Genomic DNA, 23733 nt, shown 5'->3' on the forward strand with positions numbered 1-23733 from the left:
AATGGCGAATTTCTTTATTGATCGCCCCATTTTTGCCTGGGTACTGGCAATCCTGTTGTGTCTGACAGGAACCCTGGCGATTTTTTCATTGCCTGTTGAACAATACCCGGATCTCGCCCCCCCTAATGTGCGAGTAACGGCTAACTATCCTGGCGCGTCGGCCCAGACGCTGGAAAACACCGTGACCCAGGTTATTGAGCAGAATATGACTGGCCTCGATAACCTGATGTATATGTCGTCACAAAGCAGCGGCACCGGCCAGGCGTCGGTGACGCTCAGTTTTAAAGCAGGCACAGACCCGGACGAAGCAGTGCAACAGGTGCAAAACCAGTTGCAATCAGCCATGCGTAAACTCCCCCAGGCGGTGCAAAATCAGGGCGTAACGGTACGTAAAACCGGCGATACCAACATTCTGACCATTGCCTTCGTCTCTACTGATGGTTCAATGGATAAACAGGATATTGCCGATTATGTTGCCAGTAATATTCAGGATCCGTTAAGCCGTGTTAATGGCGTTGGTGATATTGACGCTTACGGTTCGCAGTATTCGATGCGTATCTGGCTTGATCCGGCAAAACTGAACAGTTTCCAGATGACCGCCAAAGATGTCACTGATGCCATTGAGTCGCAGAATGCGCAGATTGCGGTTGGGCAACTTGGCGGAACACCTTCTGTTGATAAACAGGCGCTAAATGCCACCATTAACGCTCAGTCGCTGTTGCAAACGCCTGAACAGTTCCGTGATATCACCTTGCGGGTGAATCAGGACGGTTCAGAAGTAAGGCTGGGCGATGTCGCCACCGTCGAAATGGGAGCGGAGAAATATGATTATCTTAGCCGCTTTAATGGTAAGCCAGCCTCGGGTCTGGGAGTAAAACTGGCCTCCGGCGCGAACGAAATGGCAACGGCGGAGCTGGTGCTCAACCGTCTGGATGAACTGGCGCAGTATTTCCCCCCCGGACTGGAGTACAAGGTGGCATATGAAACCACCTCGTTTGTTAAGGCCTCCATTGAAGACGTGGTGAAAACTCTGCTGGAAGCTATCGCACTGGTTTTCCTCGTCATGTACCTGTTCCTGCAAAACTTCCGTGCCACGCTGATTCCGACTATCGCCGTACCGGTAGTGTTGATGGGAACCTTCTCCGTGCTTTACGCCTTCGGTTACAGCGTCAACACCTTAACCATGTTCGCGATGGTGCTGGCGATCGGCCTGCTGGTGGATGACGCCATCGTGGTGGTGGAAAACGTCGAACGTATTATGAGCGAAGACGGACTTTCGCCCCGCGAGGCGACACGGAAATCGATGAGTCAGATCCAGGGCGCGCTGGTCGGGATTGCGATGGTGCTTTCGGCTGTTTTTGTGCCAATGGCCTTCTTCGGCGGCACCACCGGGGCTATCTATCGCCAGTTCTCCATCACTATTGTTGCGGCGATGGTGCTGTCGGTACTGGTGGCGATGATTCTCACTCCGGCACTATGCGCCACGCTACTTAAGCCACTGAAAAAAGGTGAGCATCACGGGCAGAAAGGCTTTTTTGCCTGGTTTAACCAGATGTTCAACCGCAACGCCGAACGCTACGAAAAAGGGGTGGCGAAAATTCTCCACCGCAGCCTGCGCTGGATTGTGATTTATGTCCTGCTACTTGGCGGCATGGTGTTTCTGTTCCTGCGTCTGCCAACGTCGTTCCTGCCACTGGAAGACCGTGGCATGTTCACCACCTCGGTGCAGTTGCCCAGCGGCTCGACCCAGCAACAAACCCTGAAAGTGGTGGAACAGATCGAGAAGTATTACTTCACTCATGAGAAAGACAACATCACGTCGGTGTTTGCAACGGTCGGTTCTGGCCCTGGCGGCAACGGGCAAAACGTGGCGCGGATGTTTATCCGCCTGAAAGACTGGAGCGAACGCGACAGTAAAACCGGCACCTCGTTTGCCATTATCGAACGTGCAACGAAAGAATTTAATAAGATTAAAGAAGCCCGAGTTATTGCCAGCAGCCCGCCAGCAATTAGCGGTCTTGGCAGTTCTGCGGGTTTTGATATGGAGTTGCAGGACCACGCCGGAGCGGGTCACGATGCGCTAATGGCAGCACGTAACCAGTTACTGGCGCTGGCGGCAGAAAACCCGGAATTAACCCGTGTGCGCCATAATGGTCTTGATGACAGTCCGCAGTTGCAGATTGATATCGACCAACGTAAAGCCCAGGCGCTGGGCGTTGCCATTGACGATATTAACGACACGCTGCAAACCGCGTGGGGTTCGAGCTATGTAAATGACTTTATGGATCGCGGTCGCGTGAAGAAAGTCTATGTGCAGGCTGCCGCGCCGTATCGCATGCTGCCAGATGACATCAATCTGTGGTATGTGCGTAACAAAGACGGCAGCATGGTGCCTTTCTCTACCTTCGCGACCTCCCGCTGGGAAACAGGTTCGCCGCGTCTGGAACGCTATAACGGTTATTCCGCGGTAGAGATTGTCGGGGAAGCTGCGCCGGGCGTCAGTACCGGTACTGCAATGGATATTATGGAATCGTTAGTTCAGCAATTGCCGAACGGCTTCGGTCTGGAGTGGACGGCAATGTCGTATCAGGAACGGCTTTCCGGCGCGCAGGCTCCGGCGCTGTATGCGATTTCATTGCTGGTCGTGTTCCTGTGTCTGGCAGCACTGTACGAAAGCTGGTCGGTGCCGTTCTCGGTGATGCTGGTCGTGCCATTGGGGGTTATCGGCGCGCTGCTGGCAACCTGGATGCGTGGGCTGGAAAACGATGTTTATTTCCAGGTGGGACTGTTAACGGTCATTGGTTTATCAGCGAAAAACGCCATTCTGATTGTCGAGTTCGCTAACGAGATGAATCAAAAAGGCCACGACCTTTTTGAAGCAACGCTTTATGCCTGCCGCCAGCGTTTACGCCCGATTTTAATGACCTCGCTGGCGTTTGTCTTCGGCGTACTGCCGATGGCAGTCAGCAGCGGTGCTGGCTCCGGCGGACAACATGCGGTTGGTACTGGCGTAATGGGGGGGATGATTTCCGCTACCATTCTGGCAATTTACTTCGTACCGCTATTCTTTGTGCTGGTACGTCGCCGCTTCCCGCTGAAACCCCGGCCGGAATAAACAATAAAAAAGGCGACATGCCAACGTGTCGCCTTTTTCAACTTTCTGATAAAGAACCTGTTCATCAGGTTCTTTCATTTTACCTTTTGTCCTGGTAATTACTTACGAAGCATAACTTCGATAAAGTCTTTCCAGTTCCCCAGTTCACGTTCAATCATAACAACCTCTCTTATAATTATGGGTATTCTACGGAAACAATATACCGTGGTGAAGCTAATTTATTCGATTGCTGTGATTACTACCTCCGGGGCAAAACCTATGTAAATACTATGGCCCTGAGACAGGGATTTTTATGTGATGCAAAGCAACATTTCAACATATTCATACGGATTCTAATACTGAATCAATTCTGCTTGAAATACAGACAGATACCTAGGGGAATATTCTTAATAATTGCGTTCAAACTGCTCACAATTATTTAATAGTTGTTAAGTGAAATACCTTAATAATGTTATATTCTCTGACAATCATTTGCAGGGGAAATGTATTGCCCGTTAAATGATTATTTATTCTTAATAATCGCAAAAGGATTCATTATGGTTACCCTTTACGGCATCAAAAACTGTGACACCATTAAAAAAGCCCGCCGTTGGCTGGAAACCAATAGCATTGACTTTCGCTTTCACGATTACCGTGTTGATGGTCTGGACAGTGAATTGCTGAACTCATTTATCAACGAATTAGGCTGGGAAGCGTTACTCAACACCCGTGGCACCACCTGGCGTAAACTGGACGAAATCACTCGCAATAAAATCACCGATGCGGCGTCTGCTGTGGCATTAATGACTGAAATGCCTGCAATTATCAAACGCCCATTGCTCTGCGCGCCCGGGAAGCCTATGCTGCTGGGTTTCAGTGAATCCAGTTATCAGCAATTTTTCCATGAGGTGTAGTCTATGTCGTGTCCGGTTATTGAGCTGACACAGCAGCTTATTCGCCGCCCATCCTTAAGTCCTGATGACGCAGGGTGTCAGGCAATTATGATCGAACGTTTACAGGCGATCGGTTTTACCGTCGAACGCATGGACTTTGCGGATACGCAGAATTTCTGGGCGTGGCGTGGACAGGGAGAAACGTTAGCCTTTGCCGGACATACCGACGTTGTACCGCCTGGCGATGCCGACCGTTGGATCAACCCACCATTTGAACCGACCATTCGTGATGGTATGTTATTCGGGCGCGGCGCGGCAGATATGAAAGGGTCGTTGGCGGCGATGGTCGTGGCGGCAGAACGCTTTGTCGCGCAACATCCCAACCATAAAGGTCGACTGGCGTTTCTGATCACCTCAGACGAAGAGGCCAGCGCCCACAACGGCACGGTCAAAGTAGTTGAAACCTTAATGGCGCGTCGTGAACGGCTGGATTACTGCCTGGTTGGCGAACCGTCGAGTATCGAAGTTGTCGGTGATGTAGTGAAAAATGGCCGTCGCGGCTCGTTGACCTGTAACCTTACTATTCATGGCGTGCAGGGACACGTAGCCTACCCACACCTTGCAGATAACCCCGTGCATCGCGCAGCACCTTTCCTCAATGAGTTAGTGGCTATCGAGTGGGATAAGGGTAATGAATTTTTCCCGGCAACCAGTATGCAGGTAGCCAATATTCAGGCGGGTACTGGTAGTAATAACGTCATTCCGGGTGAGCTGTTTATACAGTTTAACTTTCGTTTCAGTACTGAACTGACAGACGAAATGATCAAAGCGCAGGTTCATGCGTTACTGGAAAAATATCAGCTACGCTACACCGTTGACTGGTGGCTTTCCGGACAGCCATTTTTGACCGCGCGCGGTAAACTGGTCGATGCGGTAGTCAACGCTGTTGAGCACTATAATGAAATTAAACCGCAGCTACTGACCACAGGCGGAACGTCCGATGGGCGCTTTATTGCCCGCATGGGGGCGCAGGTGGTGGAACTCGGGCCGGTCAATGCCACCATTCATAAAATTAATGAATGCGTCAATGCTGCCGACCTGCAGCTACTTGCCCGTATGTATCAACGTATCATGGAACAGCTCGTCGCCTGATGAGTAGTTCTGCAAGAGGAAATAAGCATGGACTGGCTGGCTAAATATTGGTGGATTCTGGTGATTGTCTTTTTGGTGGGCGTTCTGCTGAATGTGATCAAAGATCTCAAGCGCGTCGACCATAAGAAATTTCTCGCCAACAAGCCGGAGCTTCCCCCGCATCGTGATTTCAACGATAAGTGGGACGATGACGACGACTGGCCGAAGAAGGATCAACCGAAGAAGTAAGCTGGAGGAGCCGGACAATGTCTGGCCTTCAACCGTAGGCCTGATAAGACGCCTCAGCGTCGCATCAGGCACCATAGCCGGATGCGGCGTAAACGCCTTATCCGGCCTACGCACCTGGCACCTGTTTTTCACATCATTTCAATCACATCATTATCACCGGGCTTACCGCCGCTTAACGCTTCGTCGAAGTAATGTTTCGGAATGGTATAACGCAAGTGATCCAGGGCAAATTGCATACTGCGATTATCGATCGCATGCCCCAAATCTTCCACGATATCCAGCGTGACATCACCACCAGCGTTAATTAACGCTTCTTGTGCCGCAACCGCATGTGCCAGATCGATAACCGGATCTTCACCACCGTGAATCAAGTGAATTGTCGTGGCAGTAGATGCGCTTTCCGGCAGGCTGGCATAACGCCCGTTAAAGGCTATTACGCGTGAGGCAAGACCCGGTTCGGCCTTAATGCTCTCCAGCGCCATAATCGCCCCTTGTGAGAAACCGATCAGCGCCGTGGCGTTAGCCCCTACTCCGCTCTGTTTCTGCCAGTAGCGTACCGTCTCAATAAACGTCGGCATGATGGCATCTACCCGCGCCTGGCGATTTTCTTCCGTTATACCCTGCACCGAAAACCATTGACGCCCTGCCGGATTACCACTCGGCTCCGCGCCGCCGACACTCACCACCAGCGCATCCGGAAACAGCGGCGCAAACCAACTGCCGATTTCCCCCATCGCCACTGGATTATCCCCAACACCGTGGAAAAGCAGTAACAACTGTTGCGCTGGTTTGTCCGGACTTTGAACAACAAAATGGTCATGTTTCATGGCGAACTCCTTAACTGATGTCAGTAATTTTACGCCGCTGACTCACAATGACCATGAGAGAAAATTGAAGGAGTCAGTGAAAAAATTGCCATTGCGTTATGCCATCGCGCAGGCGTTCAGTGCGAACATCATCAAGTGCCAATAGCGCCTGCACGGCTTCTTCGCGTTGGCGGGCCAGCAATGCCTTACGGCCTGAAAGTTTAAGTGTGGTACATAACCGCGCGTCGCTGACGCTTTTCTGCAAGCGTCCACGCAGCGCCGGTAACGCCAGTTCACTGGTTTGTAGCAGACGCGTTAAACAACCTAACGACGTTAAAAGCGGACGATGAGCGAAAGCAAAACCAGCCAGTTCAAGCCAGTCGTCGTCAGAAAGCACGGTGTCGTTTAGCCGATCAACCGGAATAGTTTCGCCATTCCACTGCGCGAGAATTTGCGCATCGCGGCGTAAACGGTCATGCTCACGCTCCGCCAGTTGTTTCCCCGCTTCGCTAACAGGTAACAGCGCTATCGCCGTATAACAGCCGCTGCTGGCTTCGCGATGGTTACCTATCCGCACCAGCACAAAACCACATCGTTGCCAGAAGCGCCATAATTCATCGGTGTAACCAAAACTCACAGAAAGATAATCGAGGTCATACGTATATTTCAGGGCGCTGACAATAAGCTGTTGTCCTATGCCTTCCCGTTGACGCGCCGGATGAACGGCTATCCGACTGACACGCCGCCCGCGTAATGTCGCCGCCAGTGGATTGCTGCCGTGCGCTGCCAGCGATTGAGCCACCAGATTTCCCCGCGGACGACGAAAACCGGCCCAGACCGCCTGACTGAGTTGTTCAGATAATCCGCCTTCATCCACCAACCATAGCGCCCCGGCGATCTCGTTTTCGCAAGTCGCCTGTAGGAAATGTTGTCCGGGTGCGTCCATCATCCGCCGTAAATCCAGTGGCGACGTCCGGTAGTGCGCACCAGACAATAATTGATAAACCTTTAACGGTGTTTCCGGCTCGCTGCGCCATAATATCTGTTCAAATGGAGAAATGGTGATCTCGCCTTGTGGTGCGTGCGTGAAATTTTCATCGTCAAAAACCAGTGCCTCGCTGACCACTTTTTCCAGTGGACACCCCAGCGCCCAACGGATCGGTTGTTGCAATTCAAAACGTTGCAGATGCGGAAAACGAGCGCAAAATTTCAGCAAAAATCCGCGCCCGGTGCCTTCATAGCCCTGCACCGTAGTGGTTAACAAAGTACGCGGAAAACGCGATACCAGTTGATGCAGTAACGGTGCGGGAATGGCTGCGGCTTCATCGACCACCAGCCAGTCGGCTTTCTCATTGCTGGCTAATAATACATCTGGTGCCACAAAGCGATACTTCTCGCCCGCAAACTGTGCCAGCACATCCGTTGCGGCTTTCGCAGGCGCAGTAACAATCGCACGACCTGCGATACGGGAAATGAGTTGCCCCGCCAGTGCCGACTTACCGCGCCCGCGCGCAGCAGTTACCGCGGCCACGCCAGGCGGCATGGTCAGAAGCTGCTGTAGTATCTGTTGCTGTTCCGGCTGTGGTGCGCCAGTAGCGGGTTGCCAGTCAGTACGGGGAACAAAGTCAGCCAACGTTAGCGGCTGGTTTTGTCGCCAGAGAATAGCATCGTTCTCCGTCGTAAGGACGCATTTGAGATGTTGGACAAAATGTGGAGTAGCAATGGGACTGGAGCAATCACTCCAGCGCAGAGAATCGGCATCGGGATGGTTTTCCCATTCTTCCCATACAGGAAGCAACAAAACCAACCAACTTCCCGCTTTCAGTGTCCCACTAAGCGCCGCAAATGCTGCAGCATCAAAACCCTGGTGGGCGTCAAATACGGCATGACAGAACTCGCGCCCCAGCAAAGTTTGTAGCGCCGATGGCGTACAGTGGTTTTCAGTAGTTGGCTGCGGCGAAACCCACAACCAGTCACCGGGTAATATGTCACGCAATTTCAGTGCATGTTCACAGCACCAGCCCTCTTCCCCGCTCAACACCAACAAGCGGCGAATCCCTTCGCGTTTCATTTGCGCTGTTAATGTGTGTAGCGCAGTCAGTTCAGCCATCCCTGCCCCGAGAGTTAAATACTTTTACCGAAAGTATTGCATTGTGCCGGATCGCCACTGTCGAAACCACGTTTAAACCAGCTATAGCGTTGTTGAGAAGTACCATGAGTAAAGCTGTCCGGCACCACCTGCCCCTGACTTTGCTGTTGTAAGCGGTCATCGCCAATAGCTTGCGCCGCATTCAGAGCCTCTTCCAGATCGCCAGTTTCCAGAACGCCTTGCTGCTGCATACTATGTCCCCAGACACCGGCAAAGCAGTCGGCTTGAAGCTCCATACGCACAGATAAGCGGTTCACTTCCGCCTGCGTCGCATTTTGTTGCAGTTGACGGACTTTCGGCTCGATACCTAACAGTTTCTGTACATGATGACCGACTTCATGGGCGATAACATACCCTTGGGCAAAATCGCCATCCGCGCCCAGCTTGTCTTTCATGTCATCATAGAAGGAGAGATCGATATAGACCGTGCCATCCGCCGGGCAATAGAACGGCCCCATAATGGACTGCCCGGCTCCGCAACCGGTGCGCGTCATCCCGCGATACATCACCAGCTTCGGTTGCTGATAAGTCTTCCCCATCTTCTCAAATTGCTGCCCCCAGGTATCTTCTGTGGTAGCCAGAATCACCGAGGTAAATTTTGCCGCTTCGTCTTCATTTGGGCTAATTGAACGCGTTGATTGCTGCTGAGAAACAGGTTGTCCAGTCATCAGCCCGGTTAAATCAACACCATAGTAGCCAGCGACCAGCACCACTACCAGTAAAATCAGCCCACCTTTACCGCTTGGCAGGCGAAAACCGGGACCGCCCATTGACGGACCACCAGAACTGTTTCGCCTGTCTTCAACATTGTCACTTTCACGACGCCCTTGCCAGCGCATAGATACCTCAACAATATATTCATTATAGTGATGATCGTAGGTGGTTCAGAGGAAGATTACCACAGGAAAACAGGAGGAAATGATGGAGGAATGAGCGTTCAATTCACGTCTTACAAAAGCGGTTGTCTTGCCGTGCCAACAGCACGGCAAGATGATGAGCGAAAAAATCAGTCCAGCTCTACACCCAGGCGGCGGGCGACGGCTTCATAGGCTTCGATCACGCCACCGAGGCTCTGGCGGAAACGGTCTTTGTCCATTTTCTCCAGCGTTTCTTTGTCCCACAGGCGGCTGCCATCCGGGGAGAACTCATCGCCCAGTACCACTTCACCTTTGAACAGACCAAACTCCAGCTTGAAATCGACCAGAATCAGACCGGCATCGTCGAACAGTTTTTTCAGCACGTCGTTCGCTTTGTAGGTCAACTCTTTCATACGCGCCAGGTTCTCTTTGCTTACCCAGCCAAAGGTTTCGCAGTAAGATTCGTTAACCATCGGGTCGTGCATTGCATCGTTTTTCAGGAACAGATCGAACAGCGGCGGGTTAAGCTCAATACCTTCTTCGATTCCAAGACGTTTCACCAGAGAGCCAGCGGCGCGGTTACGTACGACACACTCAACCGGCACCATATCCAGCTTTTTCACCAGACATTCAGTATCAGAGAGCAGACGCTCCATTTGAGTCGGGATACCCGCTTCAGCCAGTTTGCTCATAATGAAGTAGTTGAACTTGTTGTTCACCATACCTTTGCGATCAAACTGCTCAATGCGCGCGCCATCACCTGCTGACGTATCATTGCGGAATTCGAGCACCAACAGATCCGGGTTTTCCGTGCTGTATACGGTTTTCGCTTTACCACGATACAACTCAGCTTGCTTTTGCATCTTTATCACTCCTGGGTGTGAATTAACGTTTTAAAATCTTTTGCTGTCTGGTGTGCCAGATGTTTTGTCGGATGCGGTGTGAACGCCTTATCCGACCTGTGTCCGACAAACAAATTTCGTGCGAATTAACGCTAAAATTGCGTTTTTCTGTCGACGCACACGTTTGCGTATCATATCAGAAAAAAGGGCCGGATGATTCCAGCCCTGTATTTTTACTTGCTAAACGCAGCCTGGAAGACAGATACCAGTGCGTCGTTTTGGCTTTGAGTCAGCGTATGACCTTTCGGATCGATGAACTGTAAGCTGCTGCGGTTATCTAAATCACCGACCTGCAGTTTATAGTCGCCGGATGCCAGGCCTGGATCGCGAGCGCCCAGTTCCTGCCAGTCGCTGTCAGACAGCGGCTTATAGGTCACGGCCATGCTGCCCTGCGAACGGGTGCTGTCGGTCACTTTCATGCCCACTTTTTCCAGCGCCGCTGGCAGACGTTGCCAAACCACGTTGAACGGCCCGCGAACAACCAGCATTGGTAAACCGGTGTCGTCAGCAGCACTTTGTACGTCCATGGTGGTGGAAGCACGATTTTGCGCTGCATTCGCCGCGTCAGTAACGGATTTATCCAGGCCAGCGGAAATGACGTTCATCATCTCCGCGCTGTAACGCTGCATGGAAGCCGCGTCTGCAACCGGTTTGCCCGCCTGCTCCAGGTTCAGCAGTTTCACCGTTACCGCCTGCTGATAACCCTGCGGTTTAACAGAGATTTGATAACGGCCGCGATACTGCTCGTCTTCGTCCAGACGGTTCCATTGCACCCAATCGGTGGTCAGCGTCTGACCGGCATCATCGCGTTGGGTTATGGTGTAGTTTTTCGCCTGCAGCACGCTAACCACCTGCGGCCACAGAGTATTGCCACGACCATTTTCTACCAGCAGTGAAGCGGTATCGCCCGTGAACTGGGTACGTGCGCCAGATACCAGCGCCAGCGGCTGGGCTGGTGGACGAATATCCAGTGCCTTACCGACAGCACCGCTACCGTTGGTCACCGGGATTGCATAATCACCGGAGGTCACCGGCAAAATCATGCCTGCCGGGGCATGAAGCTCCGCAAGCGGTGCTGCTTCCAGGTAGGCTTCATCACCACTTACCTGACGCTTATAGCGTGAGTCAGAACTACAGGCAGCGAGTAATAAAACAAGCGAAACACCCGCAACCTTCGCCAGGCGCGACTTTTGAACAGAGTAAGCCATCAAATCTCCCTAAACTTTACAGCAAACCGGCATGCTTAAGCGCCGCTCTGACCGTCTCACGACCATTGTCGGTGATTGGCGTCATTGGCAGGCGCAGCGTATCGGTCGCCACAAGACCCAGTTCCTTACATGCCCATTTCACCGGGATTGGATTGGGTTCGACAAATAGTTTGTTGTGTAATGGCATCAGACGCTGATTAATAAGGCGTGCCTCGGCAAAATACCCTTCTGCCGCCAGTTTGCACATCTGAGCCATATCACGCGCAGCAACGTTAGCCGTAACGGAAATAACGCCATGACCACCTAATTGCATGAAGTCCAGCGCGCTCGCATCATCACCGCTCAGCAGAACAAAATCGTCTGAAACCAGCTCTTTGATCTGGTTAACACGTGTTAAGTTCCCTGTTGCCTCTTTGATTCCGATAATATTTTTTACTTTCGCCAGGCGGCCGACCGTTTCTGGTAGCAGATCGCAGCCAGTGCGGGACGGCACATTATACAGAATTTGCGGCAGGTCAGTATGTTCAGCGATGGCTTTGAAATGCTGATACAGACCTTCCTGCGATGGGCGGTTGTAATAAGGGGTTACCGTCAGGCAGCCAACGATGCCAGTGTCATTGAAACGCTGTGTCAGGTTAATGGCTTCCGCAGTAGCATTAGCGCCGGTTCCGGCAATCACCGGAATACGCCCGTCAGCCAGTTCCAGCGTCATCATCACCACATCAACATGTTCGTCATGATTCAGGGTAGCGGACTCGCCAGTGGTGCCAACAGAAACAATCGCCGAAGTACCGCTGGCGACATGATAATCAATCAGTTTTTTTAAGCTAGCCCGACAGACATTACCTTTTTCATCCATCGGAGTAACAATCGCGACAATACTTCCCGTGAACATGGGCCATCCTCTGTGCAAACAAGTGTCTCAATGGTACGTTTGGTATGGCATTAAAAGCAAGCAGACAGAACCGTTCTGATTGTTGTATGCATGTTTTTTTTATGCTTTCCTTAAGAGCTACTCTCCCCCTTGAAGGAATAACCGGTTTGACACTGTCATCGCAACATTATCTGGTGATTACTGCTCTGGGTGCCGATCGCCCCGGAATTGTGAACACTATCACCCGTCATGTCAGTAGTTGCGGCTGTAATATTGAAGACAGTCGCCTGGCGATGCTGGGAGAAGAGTTCACTTTTATCATGCTGCTTTCCGGTTCATGGAACGCAATCACCTTGATCGAATCAACGTTACCGTTGAAAGGTGCCGAGCTGGATCTGTTAATCGTGATGAAGCGAACGACGGCTCGTCCGCGTCCGCCGATGCCAGCATCTGTCTGGGTTCAGGTCGATGTAGCAGACTCACCACATTTAATTGAACGCTTTACCGCACTTTTTGACGCGCACCATATGAACATTGCGGAGCTGGTGTCTCGCACGCAACCTGCTGAAAATGAACGCGCTGCACAACTACATATTCAGATCACAGCCCACAGCCCGGCGTCTGCGGATTCAGCAAATATTGAACAAGCCTTCAAAGCACTATGTACAGAACTCAATGCGCAAGGCAGTATTAGCGTCGTCAATTATTCCCAACATGATGAACAGGATGGAGTTAAGTAATGAATCCACTGAAAGCCGGTGACATCGCACCGAAATTTAGCTTGCCGGATCAAGACGGAGAGCAAGTTAATTTGGCCGACTTCCAGGGACAGCGTGTTCTGGTTTATTTCTACCCGAAAGCCATGACCCCCGGCTGTACCGTACAGGCCTGCGGCTTACGCGATAACATGGATGAGTTGAAAAAAGCCGGTGTTGATGTGCTGGGTATCAGCACTGATAAACCCGAAAAACTCTTCCGTTTCGCGGAAAAAGAGCTGCTCAACTTTACGCTTCTGTCTGATGAGGATCACCAGGTGTGCGAACAATTCGGCGTCTGGGGAGAGAAGTCCTTCATGGGCAAAACCTACGATGGTATTCACCGCATCAGCTTCCTGATCGACGCTGACGGCAAAATCGAACATGTATTTGACGATTTCAAAACCAGCAATCACCACGACGTAGTGATTAACTGGCTGAAAGAACACGCCTGATTACTTTGCTCCATTCCGTGCTGGCTGCGCTTGCGGCCAGCACATCTCACATTCCGGAATGAAGGTTAATCTTGTGCGATTTGGCCATCGGGCCAGGCATGAATCACCGCTTTAATTAGTGTCGCCAGAGGAATGGCGAAGAATACGCCCCAGAATCCCCACAGCCCACCGAAGATCACCACCGATAAAATAATCACCAGCGGATGCAGGTTGACCGCCTCGGAGAACAACACGGGAACTAACAGGTTACCGTCCAGCGCCTGGATAATCAGATACACCGCAAAGCAACTCCAGAATTCAGTGCCTGCTCCAAACTGGAATAGCGCCACCCCCACTACGGGAATAGTCACCACAAAAGCACCGATGTACGGGATAAGCACCGAGAAGCCGACCAGTACCGCCAACAGTAGTGAATAGTTCAGCCCGAAGAGTAAAAAACCCAGCCAGGTGGCTATCCCCACCACGATCATCTCCAGCACTTTACCGCGAATGTAGTTGGTGATTTGCTGGTTCATTTCCTTCCAGACCTGACCTGCCAGCCCACGGTTACGTGGTAGCACCCGACGAACGGCATTCAGCATTTGCTCTTTGTCTTTTAGCAGAAAGAAGACCATCAGCGGCACCAGCACCAGATAGACGGCAATGGTCAGCAATCCCACCAGCGAGGCGAGAGAGATTTTCACCACCGAATCGCCCATTGTGAGCATCCGACTGCGCATGTTGTCGGCCATCGCATCAATGATGCCCGCATCCATCAACGCCGGATAACGTCGCGGCAACGTGGCGGCAAAATCGGAAAGTTTATTGAGCATCCCCGGCATATCGCGGATTAAGTAAATACCCTGCTGCCAGGCAATAGGCAGTACCACGAATGCCATCAGTAGCAGGATGCCAACAAACAGAACCAGCACAATCGACGTCGCCCAACGGCGGGAACAGCCAATAGATTGTAGGCGGACGGTCGGCCATTCCAGCAAATAGGCCAGCACAATAGCCACCAGCAACGGCGCGAGTAGGCCACTAAAGAAAAAGATAATGCCAAAACCGGCAACTAAAATAACCAGCAAGGCAATCGCTTCCGGGTCGCTAAAACGGCGGCGATACCATTGCATCAACATTTCGAGCATAAAGACCTTCCCTGAACCTCAAGAGCGGGATTGCGATCCGCAATTGTATCGAAATGTCACAAAAAAGACTTCGCTTTTTATGACGGATTAAGGAAACTGAAAAGCCATTTGAGTGGGCTAATCTTCGTCGTTACACTCAAAGGCAGTGCGGTGGGAACGATATTTCACAGTATCGGTCAAATGACTACTCTCCAGAAATACAGGACAGAGGTTATGTTCAGGCAGTTGAAAAAAAACCTGGTTGCTACCCTCATTGCTGCCATGACCATCGGTCAGGTAGCCCCGGCGTTTGCCGACAGCACAGACACCTTGCCGGATATGGGAACCTCCGCGGGAAGCACGCTTTCCATTGGTCAGGAAATGCAGATGGGCGACTATTACGTTCGCCAGCTACGCGGTAGCGCACCATTAATTAATGACCCACTGTTAACACAATATATTAATTCGTTGGGGATGCGCCTGGTTTCACATGCCAACTCAGTGAAGACGCCGTTCCATTTCTTTCTGATCAATAACGACGAAATTAACGCCTTTGCTTTCTTTGGCGGCAACGTGGTGCTGCACTCTGCCCTGTTCCGTTATTCCGATAACGAAAGCCAGTTGGCTTCGGTTATGGCGCACGAAATCTCCCACGTCACCCAACGTCACCTGGCGCGAGCAATGGAAGATCAGCAGCGTAGCGCACCACTGACCTGGGTTGGCGCGCTAGGTTCTATTTTACTGGCGATGGCCAGCCCGCAGGCGGGGATGGCGGCGCTGACCGGTACGCTGGCGGGAACACGCCAGGGGATGATCAGTTTCACTCAGCAAAACGAACAGGAAGCAGACCGTATTGGTATCCAGGTGCTGCAACGCTCGGGGTTCGATCCGCAGGCGATGCCGACTTTCCTCGAAAAATTGCTCGATCAGGCGCGCTACTCTTCGCGTCCGCCAGAAATTTTGCTGACGCACCCGTTACCGGAAAGCCGTCTGGCAGATGCCCGTAACCGTGCTAATCAGATGCGCCCGATGGTGGTGCAATCGTCAGAAGATTTCTATCTGGCGAAAGCTCGCACACTGGGGATGTACAATTCCGGGCGTAACCAGCTCACCAGCGATTTACTGGATGAATGGGCGAAAGGTAACGTTCGCCAGCAGCGCGCGGCGCAGTATGGTCGTGCTTTGCAGGCGATGGAAGCCAATAAATACGACGAGGCGCGGAAAACGCTTCAGCCATTACTGACGGCAGAACCAACGAATGCATGGTTTCTCGATCTGGCAACCGATATCGACCTTGGGCAAAACAAAGCCAATGACGCGATCAATCGGCTGAAAAATGCTCGAGATTTACGCACCAATCCGGTGTTGCAGCTCAACCTGGCGAATGCTTATTTACAAGGTGGTCAACCACAGGAAGCGGCCAATATTCTGAATCGCTACACCTTTAATAATAAAGATGACATTAATGGCTGGGATTTACTGGCACAGGCGGAGGCCGCGCTAAATAACCGCGATCAGGAACTGGCTGCGCGAGCAGAAGGTTATGCGCTCGCCGGGCGACTCGATCAGGCCATTTCCTTATTGAGTAGCGCCAGTTCGCAGGTGAAATTAGGCAGTCTGCAACAGGCCCGCTATGATGCGCGTATCGACCAGTTGCGCCAGTTGCAGGAACGCTTTAAGCCTTATACCAAGATGTAATTCGCATTAAAGGAAGAACAATGACCAAACAGGTAAAAATCTACCATAACCCGCGCTGTTCAAAGAGCCGTGAAACGCTGAACTTGCTGAAAGAAAACGGCGTAGAGCCTGAAGTAGTGCTCTACCTTGAAACCCCCGCTGATGCGGCAACGCTGCGTGATTTGCTGAACATGCTGGGGATGAACAGCGCCCGTGAATTAATGCGCCAGAAAGAGGATCTTTATAAAGAGCTGAATCTGGCTGACAGTTCGCTTAGCGAAGAGGCGCTGATTCAGGCGATGGTGGAGAATCCGAAGCTGATGGAACGCCCGATTGTGGTCGCGAATGGCAAAGCGCGCATTGGTCGTCCGCCGGAGCAGGTGCTGGAAATCGTGGGTTAAGATGTACCCCTTCGGTAGCTAAGGCATATTGCCGGATGCGACGCTTGACGAGTCTTATCCGGCCTACAAATACAATGAACTTGATTCGAGTAGGTCGGATAAGGCGCTCGCGCCGCATCCGACAATAAACGTCCCGTTTACAGCTTCAAAATCTCTTTCACAAACGGAATGGTCAACTTACGTTGCGCGGTAATAGACGCGCGATCCAACTGATCCAACGTCATAAATAGCGTGCGCATCTCTCTGTCGAGTCGCTTCAGCAAGAAACGTCCCACATCTTCCGGCAGTTCAAAACCACGCAAACGAGCACGTAACTGTAGCGCCTGCAACTTATCTTCATCAGAAAGCGGCTGCAATTTGTAGATCTGCCCCCAGTCGAGACGAGACGCGAGATCAGGTAATCCCAGATTCAACTGGCGCGGAGGGCGATCGCCGGTGATCAACAACCGCGTTTTGCCCGACTCCAGAATCCGATTGTAGAGATCGAAAATCGCCATCTCCCACAACTCATCGCCAGCAATACACTCAATATTGTCGATGCAGACCAGCGACAAATGCTCCATACCGTCGAGCACTTCCGGGACAAACCAGGTGCGTTTATCCAGCGGGACATAACCCACCGCATCGCCACGCTGCGACAATTCCGCGCAAGCCGCGTGCAGCAGATGGCTGCGCCCCGCGCCTTCGCGTGCCCAGAGATAAATGTAACCGCTATGTTCCTGACGCAGCACATTTTGCAGCGCGGCCAGTAGAGAGGAGTTATCCCCCGGCCAGAAACTTGCAAAGGTTTCGTCGTCAGGAAGATAAAGTGGCAAAGAGAGCTGTGCCGGTGTGTTCAGAGATACCTCAACCAGGGATTCCACAAAATCGCGAGAAGTTTACCACAGAATTCCATTATGTTTGAACCGGGCAGCAACACTGCCCGCTCTGTACATTATTTATCTGTTATATCCGCGTCTTCTGCGTCCAGCACCACTTCTTCAGGGCGCAGCACGCTAATCAGTTTGAAGATCAGGCTTAAGCCGATACCGACGATAGTCGCCAGCGCCATGCCTTTCAGCTCCGCCGCGCCGATGTTTACCTTCGCGCCACTGACGCCGATGATCAAAATAACAGAAGTCAGGATCAGGTTCTGAGCTTTGTTGTAATCCACTTTCGATTCAATCAGCACACGAATACCAGAAGCACCAATCACGCCGTAAAGCAGCAGTGAAACGCCGCCCATCACCGGCAGAGGGATCATCTGGATAGCGGCAGCCAGTTTACCAACGCAGGAAAGCAGGATGGCGAAAATCGCCGCGCCGCCGATTACCCATGTACTGTATACGCGGGTGATCGCCATAACACCGATGTTTTCCCCGTAGGTGGTGTTTGGTGTGGAACCAAAGAAACCGGAGATCACGGTCGACAGACCGTTAGCGAACATCGAACGATGCAGGCCCGGATCGCGCAGCAGATCTTTCTTCACAATGTTAGCCGTTACGACCAGATGCCCCACGTGTTCGGCAATCACCACCAGCGCCGCTGGCAGAATAGTCAGAATAGCAAACCACTCGAAGCGCGGTGTATAAAGGGTTGGCAGTGCAAACCAGTGAGCGTTAATAATCGGCGTGGTATCGACGATCCCCATCGCAAAGGAGAGCGCATAACCCACCAGCACGCCAATCAAAATCGGGATAATCGCCAGGAAACCACGGAACAGCACGGAACCTAAAACCGTGACTGCCAGGGTGGTAATAGAAATGATGACGGTTTTGGAATCAGGTGTTTGCCCTTCAGCCGGGAGTAAGCCAGCCATACCGGCAGCTACGCCTGCCAGCTCCAGACCGATGACGGCAACGATCGCGCCCATTGCTGCGGGCGGAAACAGGACGTCCAGCCAGCCGGTTCCCGCTTTCTTCACAATAAAAGAAACCAGACAGAACAGCACGCCGCACATAATAAAGCCGCCCAACGCGACTTCATAACCCAACGGCAACAACAATAATACCGGTGAAATAAAGGCAAAGCTGGAACCGAGATAAGCCGGGATTTTACCTTTACAGATGAAGAGATACAGTAGCGTTCCGATACCGTTAAATAACAGTACGGTCGCCGGGTTAATATGAAATAAGACGGGCACCAGGACGGTTGCACCAAACATGGCGAACAAATGTTGCAAACTAAGCGGGATTGTCTGTAAAAGTGGCGGTCTTTCACTCACCCCGATAGCACGGCGCGTCATAGTATATTCCTCTGTATTATGTGTTATAGGCGCTTTACTCAAAAAAAAGCCGACTCTTAAAGTCGGCTTTAATTATTTTTATTCTTTATTTTGTACCAAAGATTTTGTCACCGGCATCACCGAGACCCGGAATAATGTATCCGTGCTCATTCAGCCCCTGGTCAATCGATGCGGTATAAAGCTCAACGTCCGGGTGCGCTTTTTCCAGCGCAGCGATGCCTTCTGGAGCTGCCACCAGCACCAACACTTTAATGCTGCTGCAACCTGCTTTTTTCAGTAGGTCAATGGTGGCGATAACTGAACCACCGGTTGCCAGCATTGGGTCAACGATCAGCGCCATACGCTCATCGATGTTAGACACCAGTTTCTGGAAGTACGGCACCGGCTCCAGTGTTTCTTCATTACGGTACATACCGACTACGCTGATACGCGCACTTGGAACGTTTTCCAGAACGCCGTCCATCATCCCCAGACCGGCACGCAGAATCGGCACTACGGTAATTTTTTTACCTTTAATCTGGTCGATTTCCACCGGGCCGTTCCAGCCTTCGATGGTTACTTTTTCAGTTTCGAGGTCAGCGGTCGCTTCGTAAGTCAGCAGGCTACCCACTTCGGAAGCGAGTTCGCGAAAGCGCTTGGTGCTGATATCTTGCTCACGCATCAGTCCCAGCTTGTGTTTGACGAGTGGGTGTTTGACTTCCACGATCTTCATACTCTTTCTCCTTTGAGGGGCAGCCACAAAAAAAATCGACGGATTATACCGCCTTTCTTCAAGGCGGCAATATTATTTTCGTTGATTTTAGTCAAACCCATAGAAAATTTAGATAAATACATTTAACATTCAAATAGTTAAAAAAGATAATTATCCTGGCAATAAATCATTCGTTGCCTCTGCTCGCGCATTTTTTCACCTCTCGCTCAGCAAAAAGGGGGTAAAAAAGGTTGTGTAAAGCAGTCTCGCAAACGTTTGCTTTCCCTGTTAGAATTGCGCCGAATTTTATTTTTCTACCGCAAGTAACGCGTGGGGACCCAAGCAGTGACCGATAAAACCTCTCTTAGCTACAAAGATGCCGGTGTTGATATTGACGCGGGTAATGCTCTGGTTGGAAGAATCAAAGGCGTAGTGAAGAAAACGCGTCGCCCGGAAGTGATGGGCGGTCTGGGCGGCTTCGGTGCGTTGTGTGCGCTGCCGCAAAAATATCGCGAACCCGTGTTGGTTTCCGGCACTGACGGCGTAGGCACCAAGCTGCGTCTGGCGATGGACTTAAAACGTCACGACACTATCGGTATCGATCTGGTCGCCATGTGCGTTAACGACCTGGTGGTGCAAGGCGCTGAACCGCTGTTTTTCCTCGACTATTACGCAACCGGAAAACTGGATGTTGATACTGCCTCATCGGTGATCAGCGGCATCGCGGAAGGGTGTCTGCAATCGGGCTGCTCGCTAGTGGGTGGCGAAACGGCAGAGATGCCGGGGATGTATCACGGCGAAGATTATGACGTAGCTGGTTTCTGTGTTGGGGTGGTAGAAAAATCAGAAATCATCGACGGTTCGAAAGTCAGCGACGGCGATGTGCTGATTGCTCTCGGCTCCAGCGGCCCGCACTCGAACGGCTATTCGCTGGTACGCAAAATTCTTGAAGTCAGTGGCTGCGATCCGCAAACCACTGAACTCGACGGCAAACCATTAGCCGATCATCTGCTGGCCCCAACCCGTATTTATGTGAAATCGGTACTGGAGTTGATCGAAAAAGTGGATGTGCACGCCATTGCGCATCTGACCGGTGGCGGCTTTTGGGAAAATATTCCGCGCGTATTGCCGGAAAATACCCAGGCAGTGATTGATGAATCCTCCTGGCAATGGCCGGAAGTATTCAACTGGCTGCAAACGGCAGGCAATGTCAGCCGCCATGAAATGTATCGCACCTTCAACTGCGGCGTCGGGATGATTATCGCCCTGCCGGCTCCGGAAGTGGACAAAGCTCTCGCCCTGCTCAATGACAACGGTGAAAACGCGTGGAAAATCGGTATCATCAAAGCCTCTGATTCCGAACAACGCGTGGTTATCGAATAATGAATATTGTGGTGCTTATTTCCGGCAACGGAAGTAATTTGCAGGCAATTATTGACGCCTGCAAAACCAACAAAATTAAAGGCACCCTACGGGCAGTTTTCAGCAATAAGGCCGACGCGTTCGGCCTTGAACGCGCCCGCAAAGCCGGTATTGCAACACATACGCTCATCGCCAGCGCGTTTGACAGTCGTGAAGCCTATGACCGGGAGTTGATTCACGAAATCGACATGTACGCACCCGACGTGGTCGTGCTGGCCGGTTTTATGCGCATTCTCAGCCCGACGTTTGTTTCTCACTACACCGGGCGTTTGTTGAACATCCACCCTTCCCTACTACCAAAATATCCCGGTTTGCATACCCATCGCCAGGCGCTGGAAAATGGTGATGAGGAACACGGCACATCGGTGCATTTCGTCACCGATGAACTGGACGGCGGACCGGTTGTTTTACAGGCAAAAGTCCCGGTATTTGCAGGTGATACGGAAGATGAAATCATCGCCCGCGTGCAAACCCAGGAACACGCTATTTACCCACTGGTAATTAGCTGGTTTGCCGATGGGCGTCTGAAGATGCACGAAAACGCCGCGTGGCTGGATGGTCAACGCCTGCCGCCGCAGGGTTACGCCGCCGACGAGTAATGCCACCGTAGTTAAAGCGTCAGCTCTACCGTTGGCGCTTTTCAATTCCCTTGTAAATCGCAAGCTCCAGCAGTTTTTTTCCCCCTTTTCTGGCATAGTTGGACATCTGCCAATATTGCTCGCCATAATATCCAGGCAGTGTCCCGTGAATAAAACGGAGTAAAAGTGGTAATGGGTCAGGAAAAGCTATACATCGAAAAAGAGCTCAGTTGGTTATCGTTCAATGAACGCGTGCTTCAGGAAGCGGCGGACAAATCTAACCCGCTGATTGAAAGGATGCGTTTCCTTGGGATCTATTCCAATAACCTTGATGAGTTCTATAAAGTCCGCTTCGCTGAACTGAAGCGACGCATCATTATTAGCGAAGAACAAGGTTCTAACTCTCATTCCCGCCATTTACTGGGCAAAATTCAGTCCCGCGTGCTGAAAGCCGATCAGGAATTCGACGGTCTCTACAACGAACTGCTGCTGGAGATGGCGCGTAACCAGATCTTCCTGATTAATGAACGCCAGCTCTCCGTCAATCAACAAAACTGGCTGCGTCATTACTTTAAGCAGTATCTGCGTCAGCACATTACGCCGATTTTAATCAATGCTGACACTGATTTAGTGCAGTTCCTGAAAGATGATTACACCTATCTGGCAGTGGAAATTATCCGTGGCGATACCATCCGTTACGCGCTGCTGGAGATCCCATCAGATAAAGTGCCGCGCTTTGTGAATTTACCGCCGGAAGCACCGCGTCGACGCAAGCCAATGATTCTGTTGGATAACATTCTGCGTTACTGCCTTGATGATATTTTCAAAGGCTTCTTTGATTACGACGCGCTGAATGCCTATTCGATGAAGATGACCCGCGATGCCGAATACGATTTAGTGCACGAGATGGAAGCCAGCCTGATGGAGTTGATGTCTTCCAGCCTGAAGCAGCGCTTAACCGCAGAACCGGTACGTTTTGTTTATCAACGCGATATGCCCAGTGCGCTGGTTGAAGTGTTGCGTGAGAAACTGACTATCTCCCGCTACGACTCCATCGTACCCGGCGGCCGTTATCACAATTTTAAAGACTTTATTAATTTCCCCAATGTCGGCAAAGCCAATCTGGTGAACAAACCACTGCCGCGTTTACGCCATATATGGTTTGATAAAGCCCAGTTCCGCAACGGTTTTGACGCCATTCGCGAACACGATGTGCTGCTCTATTATCCTTATCACACTTTTGAGCACGTGCTGGAACTGCTACGCCAGGCCTCGTTCGACCCAAGCGTACTGGCGATTAAAATTAACATTTACCGCGTGGCGAAAGATTCGCGCATCATCGACTCGATGATCCACGCCGCGCACAACGGTAAGAAAGTCACCGTGGTGGTTGAGTTACAGGCACGTTTCGACGAAGAAGCTAACATTCATTGGGCGAAGCGGCTTACCGAAGCGGGAGTACATGTGATCTTCTCTGCCCCGGGGCTGAAGATTCATGCCAAATTATTCCTGATTTCGCGTAAAGAAAACGGCGAAGTTGTGCGTTATGCGCATATCGGAACCGGGAACTTTAACGAAAAAACGGCGCGCCTTTATACCGACTACTCGCTGCTGACTGCCGATGCGCGTATCACCAACGAAGTACGGCGAGTGTTCAATTTTATTGAAAATCCATACCGTCCCGTGACATTCGATTATTTAATGGTGTCACCGCAAAACTCTCGTCGCCTGCTGTATGAAATGGTAGACCGCGAGATCGCCAACGCTCAACAAGGGCTACCCAGCGGTATTACCCTGAAATTGAATAACCTGGTCGATAAAGGTCTGGTTGATCGTCTGTATGCGGCCTCCAGCTCCGGCGTGCCGGTGAATCTGCTGGTGCGCGGGATGTGTTCACTGATCCCTAATCTGGAAGGCATTAGCGATAACATCCGTGCTATCAGCATTGTCGATCGTTACCTGGAACATGACCGGGTTTATATTTTTGAAAATGGCGGCGATAAAAAGGTTTACCTGTCCTCCGCCGACTGGATGACACGCAATATTGATTATCGTATTGAAGTGGCAACGCCACTGCTCGACCCACGGCTGAAGCAGCGGGTACTGGACATCATCGAAATTCTGTTCAGCGATACAGTCAAAGCGCGTTATATCGATAAAGAACTCAGTAATCGCTACGTTCCCCGCGGTAACCGCCGCAAAGTACGGGCGCAGTTGGCGATTTACGACTACATCAAATCACTCGAACAATCTGAATAACC

The 23733-nt window shown here is 51.5% G+C and carries 22 protein-coding genes; 11 read left to right on the top strand and 11 right to left on the bottom strand.

All coding sequences use genetic code 11. From position 1 onward, the window contains the following. The first annotated feature begins 1 nt into the window (after position 1). Positions 2-3115: a multidrug efflux RND transporter permease AcrD gene (gene acrD / locus A31E_RS10410; protein WP_016249061.1), complete on the top strand. Its 3114-nt coding sequence runs from the start codon at positions 2-4 to the stop codon at positions 3113-3115. Between the two features lie 98 nt (positions 3116-3213). Here acrD and ypfM read toward each other — a convergent pair whose 3' ends face one another. Next, complete coding sequence (gene ypfM, locus A31E_RS25370; protein WP_001386977.1) at positions 3214-3273, bottom strand: protein YpfM; 60 nt, start codon at positions 3271-3273, stop codon at positions 3214-3216. A 378-nt stretch (positions 3274-3651) separates the two neighbouring features. Between ypfM and A31E_RS10405 the strand changes: the two genes are divergently transcribed. From A31E_RS10405 to A31E_RS10395, 3 genes are read left to right on the top strand one after another with little or no spacing between them, the layout of a single operon-like run. After that, positions 3652-4008, top strand: a complete 357-nt coding sequence (locus tag A31E_RS10405; RefSeq protein WP_016249062.1) for an ArsC family reductase — start codon at positions 3652-3654, stop codon at positions 4006-4008. Positions 4009-4011: 3 nt separating this feature from the next. Beyond that, the gene (gene dapE / locus A31E_RS10400) at positions 4012-5139 is read left to right on the top strand and encodes a succinyl-diaminopimelate desuccinylase (protein ID WP_001277783.1); all 1128 of its coding nucleotides are present in this window, start codon (positions 4012-4014) and stop codon (positions 5137-5139) included. 27 nt (positions 5140-5166) lie between these two features. Then, entirely contained in the window at positions 5167-5367 is a 201-nt protein-coding gene (locus A31E_RS10395) for a YpfN family protein (RefSeq protein WP_000383836.1), read from the top strand. A gap of 128 nt (positions 5368-5495) precedes the next feature. On the opposite strand, the gene ypfH is transcribed toward A31E_RS10395, so the two are convergent. The 6 genes from ypfH to dapA form a co-directional block, all read right to left on the bottom strand. Further along, positions 5496-6194 (bottom strand): esterase, encoded by a 699-nt coding sequence (gene ypfH, locus A31E_RS10390; protein ID WP_000679835.1) that lies wholly within the window; start codon positions 6192-6194, stop codon positions 5496-5498. Positions 6195-6267: 73 nt separating this feature from the next. Further along, positions 6268-8283 carry a tRNA cytosine(34) acetyltransferase TmcA gene (tmcA, locus tag A31E_RS10385; protein WP_016249063.1) on the bottom strand — a complete coding sequence of 672 codons (2016 nt, stop codon included), beginning with the start codon at positions 8281-8283 and terminating at the stop codon, positions 6268-6270. A gap of 14 nt (positions 8284-8297) precedes the next feature. Beyond that, entirely contained in the window at positions 8298-9161 is an 864-nt protein-coding gene (locus A31E_RS10380; RefSeq protein ID WP_001267513.1) for a KPN_02809 family neutral zinc metallopeptidase, read from the bottom strand. Positions 9162-9328: 167 nt separating this feature from the next. Then, positions 9329-10042, bottom strand: coding sequence for a phosphoribosylaminoimidazolesuccinocarboxamide synthase (gene purC, locus A31E_RS10375; RefSeq protein WP_016249064.1), 714 nt, complete (start codon positions 10040-10042; stop codon positions 9329-9331). 212 nt (positions 10043-10254) lie between these two features. Further along, positions 10255-11289: an outer membrane protein assembly factor BamC gene (gene bamC / locus A31E_RS10370; protein WP_001516862.1), complete on the bottom strand. Its 1035-nt coding sequence runs from the start codon at positions 11287-11289 to the stop codon at positions 10255-10257. A 16-nt stretch (positions 11290-11305) separates the two neighbouring features. Next, positions 11306-12184 (bottom strand): 4-hydroxy-tetrahydrodipicolinate synthase, encoded by an 879-nt coding sequence (gene dapA / locus A31E_RS10365; RefSeq protein ID WP_001516863.1) that lies wholly within the window; start codon positions 12182-12184, stop codon positions 11306-11308. A gap of 146 nt (positions 12185-12330) precedes the next feature. Between dapA and A31E_RS10360 the strand changes: the two genes are divergently transcribed. Together A31E_RS10360 and bcp are read left to right on the top strand one after the other, a co-directional pair. After that, positions 12331-12903 (top strand): glycine cleavage system transcriptional repressor, encoded by a 573-nt coding sequence (locus A31E_RS10360; RefSeq protein ID WP_010378971.1) that lies wholly within the window; start codon positions 12331-12333, stop codon positions 12901-12903. Beyond that, positions 12903-13373, top strand: a complete 471-nt coding sequence (gene bcp / locus A31E_RS10355; protein WP_001068673.1) for a thioredoxin-dependent thiol peroxidase — start codon at positions 12903-12905, stop codon at positions 13371-13373. The genes A31E_RS10360 and bcp overlap by 1 nt, the downstream gene beginning before the upstream one ends. A gap of 65 nt (positions 13374-13438) precedes the next feature. Here bcp and A31E_RS10350 read toward each other — a convergent pair whose 3' ends face one another. After that, positions 13439-14500, bottom strand: a complete 1062-nt coding sequence (locus tag A31E_RS10350; RefSeq protein ID WP_000892035.1) for an AI-2E family transporter — start codon at positions 14498-14500, stop codon at positions 13439-13441. A 213-nt stretch (positions 14501-14713) separates the two neighbouring features. Between A31E_RS10350 and bepA the strand changes: the two genes are divergently transcribed. Beyond that, entirely contained in the window at positions 14714-16177 is a 1464-nt protein-coding gene (bepA, locus tag A31E_RS10345) for a beta-barrel assembly-enhancing protease (protein ID WP_000489687.1), read from the top strand. A 20-nt stretch (positions 16178-16197) separates the two neighbouring features. Next, entirely contained in the window at positions 16198-16557 is a 360-nt protein-coding gene (arsC, locus tag A31E_RS10340; RefSeq protein WP_000166463.1) for an arsenate reductase (glutaredoxin), read from the top strand. A 137-nt stretch (positions 16558-16694) separates the two neighbouring features. On the opposite strand, the gene A31E_RS10335 is transcribed toward arsC, so the two are convergent. From A31E_RS10335 to upp, 3 genes are all read right to left on the bottom strand, one after another. After that, positions 16695-17396: a DnaA inactivator Hda gene (locus A31E_RS10335; RefSeq protein ID WP_001307333.1), complete on the bottom strand. Its 702-nt coding sequence runs from the start codon at positions 17394-17396 to the stop codon at positions 16695-16697. 95 nt (positions 17397-17491) lie between these two features. Continuing rightward, the gene (uraA, locus tag A31E_RS10330; RefSeq protein ID WP_016249065.1) at positions 17492-18781 is read right to left on the bottom strand and encodes a uracil permease; all 1290 of its coding nucleotides are present in this window, start codon (positions 18779-18781) and stop codon (positions 17492-17494) included. An 85-nt stretch (positions 18782-18866) separates the two neighbouring features. Continuing rightward, entirely contained in the window at positions 18867-19493 is a 627-nt protein-coding gene (gene upp / locus A31E_RS10325) for a uracil phosphoribosyltransferase (protein ID WP_001295473.1), read from the bottom strand. A gap of 324 nt (positions 19494-19817) precedes the next feature. Between upp and purM the strand changes: the two genes are divergently transcribed. The 3 genes from purM (at position 19818) to ppk1 (ending at position 23731) form a co-directional block, all read left to right on the top strand. Next, the gene (purM, locus tag A31E_RS10320) at positions 19818-20855 is read left to right on the top strand and encodes a phosphoribosylformylglycinamidine cyclo-ligase (RefSeq protein ID WP_001516867.1); all 1038 of its coding nucleotides are present in this window, start codon (positions 19818-19820) and stop codon (positions 20853-20855) included. After that, positions 20855-21493, top strand: a complete 639-nt coding sequence (gene purN, locus A31E_RS10315; RefSeq protein ID WP_001028606.1) for a phosphoribosylglycinamide formyltransferase — start codon at positions 20855-20857, stop codon at positions 21491-21493. Before purM ends, purN begins: the two co-directional genes overlap by 1 nt. A gap of 171 nt (positions 21494-21664) precedes the next feature. Continuing rightward, entirely contained in the window at positions 21665-23731 is a 2067-nt protein-coding gene (gene ppk1 / locus A31E_RS10310; protein WP_001516868.1) for a polyphosphate kinase 1, read from the top strand. Positions 23732-23733 lie beyond the last annotated feature (2 nt).

This window comes from Escherichia sp. KTE159, assembly GCF_000408805.1.
Taxonomy (GTDB): domain Bacteria; phylum Pseudomonadota; class Gammaproteobacteria; order Enterobacterales; family Enterobacteriaceae; genus Escherichia; species Escherichia marmotae.

What these genes read in the sequence shown, in the direction of transcription:
- A31E_RS10380 (WP_001267513.1), bottom strand. Translation starts at nt 9,161, where the DNA reads ATGCGCTGGCAAGGGCGTCGTGAAAGTGACAATGTTGAAGACAGGCGA.
- bcp (WP_001068673.1), top strand. Translation starts at nt 12,903, where the DNA reads ATGAATCCACTGAAAGCCGGTGACATCGCACCGAAATTTAGCTTGCCG.
- A31E_RS10350 (WP_000892035.1), bottom strand. Translation starts at nt 14,500, where the DNA reads ATGCTCGAAATGTTGATGCAATGGTATCGCCGCCGTTTTAGCGACCCG.
- uraA (WP_016249065.1), bottom strand. Translation starts at nt 18,781, where the DNA reads ATGACGCGCCGTGCTATCGGGGTGAGTGAAAGACCGCCACTTTTACAG.
- ppk1 (WP_001516868.1), top strand. Translation starts at nt 21,665, where the DNA reads ATGGGTCAGGAAAAGCTATACATCGAAAAAGAGCTCAGTTGGTTATCG.
- dapA (WP_001516863.1), bottom strand. Translation starts at nt 12,184, where the DNA reads ATGTTCACGGGAAGTATTGTCGCGATTGTTACTCCGATGGATGAAAAA.
- tmcA (WP_016249063.1), bottom strand. Translation starts at nt 8,283, where the DNA reads ATGGCTGAACTGACTGCGCTACACACATTAACAGCGCAAATGAAACGC.
- ypfH (WP_000679835.1), bottom strand. Translation starts at nt 6,194, where the DNA reads ATGAAACATGACCATTTTGTTGTTCAAAGTCCGGACAAACCAGCGCAA.
- bepA (WP_000489687.1), top strand. Translation starts at nt 14,714, where the DNA reads ATGTTCAGGCAGTTGAAAAAAAACCTGGTTGCTACCCTCATTGCTGCC.
- bamC (WP_001516862.1), bottom strand. Translation starts at nt 11,289, where the DNA reads ATGGCTTACTCTGTTCAAAAGTCGCGCCTGGCGAAGGTTGCGGGTGTT.
- A31E_RS10405 (WP_016249062.1), top strand. Translation starts at nt 3,652, where the DNA reads ATGGTTACCCTTTACGGCATCAAAAACTGTGACACCATTAAAAAAGCC.
- arsC (WP_000166463.1), top strand. Translation starts at nt 16,198, where the DNA reads ATGACCAAACAGGTAAAAATCTACCATAACCCGCGCTGTTCAAAGAGC.
- acrD (WP_016249061.1), top strand. Translation starts at nt 2, where the DNA reads ATGGCGAATTTCTTTATTGATCGCCCCATTTTTGCCTGGGTACTGGCA.
- A31E_RS10395 (WP_000383836.1), top strand. Translation starts at nt 5,167, where the DNA reads ATGGACTGGCTGGCTAAATATTGGTGGATTCTGGTGATTGTCTTTTTG.
- dapE (WP_001277783.1), top strand. Translation starts at nt 4,012, where the DNA reads ATGTCGTGTCCGGTTATTGAGCTGACACAGCAGCTTATTCGCCGCCCA.
- purN (WP_001028606.1), top strand. Translation starts at nt 20,855, where the DNA reads ATGAATATTGTGGTGCTTATTTCCGGCAACGGAAGTAATTTGCAGGCA.
- purC (WP_016249064.1), bottom strand. Translation starts at nt 10,042, where the DNA reads ATGCAAAAGCAAGCTGAGTTGTATCGTGGTAAAGCGAAAACCGTATAC.
- upp (WP_001295473.1), bottom strand. Translation starts at nt 19,493, where the DNA reads ATGAAGATCGTGGAAGTCAAACACCCACTCGTCAAACACAAGCTGGGA.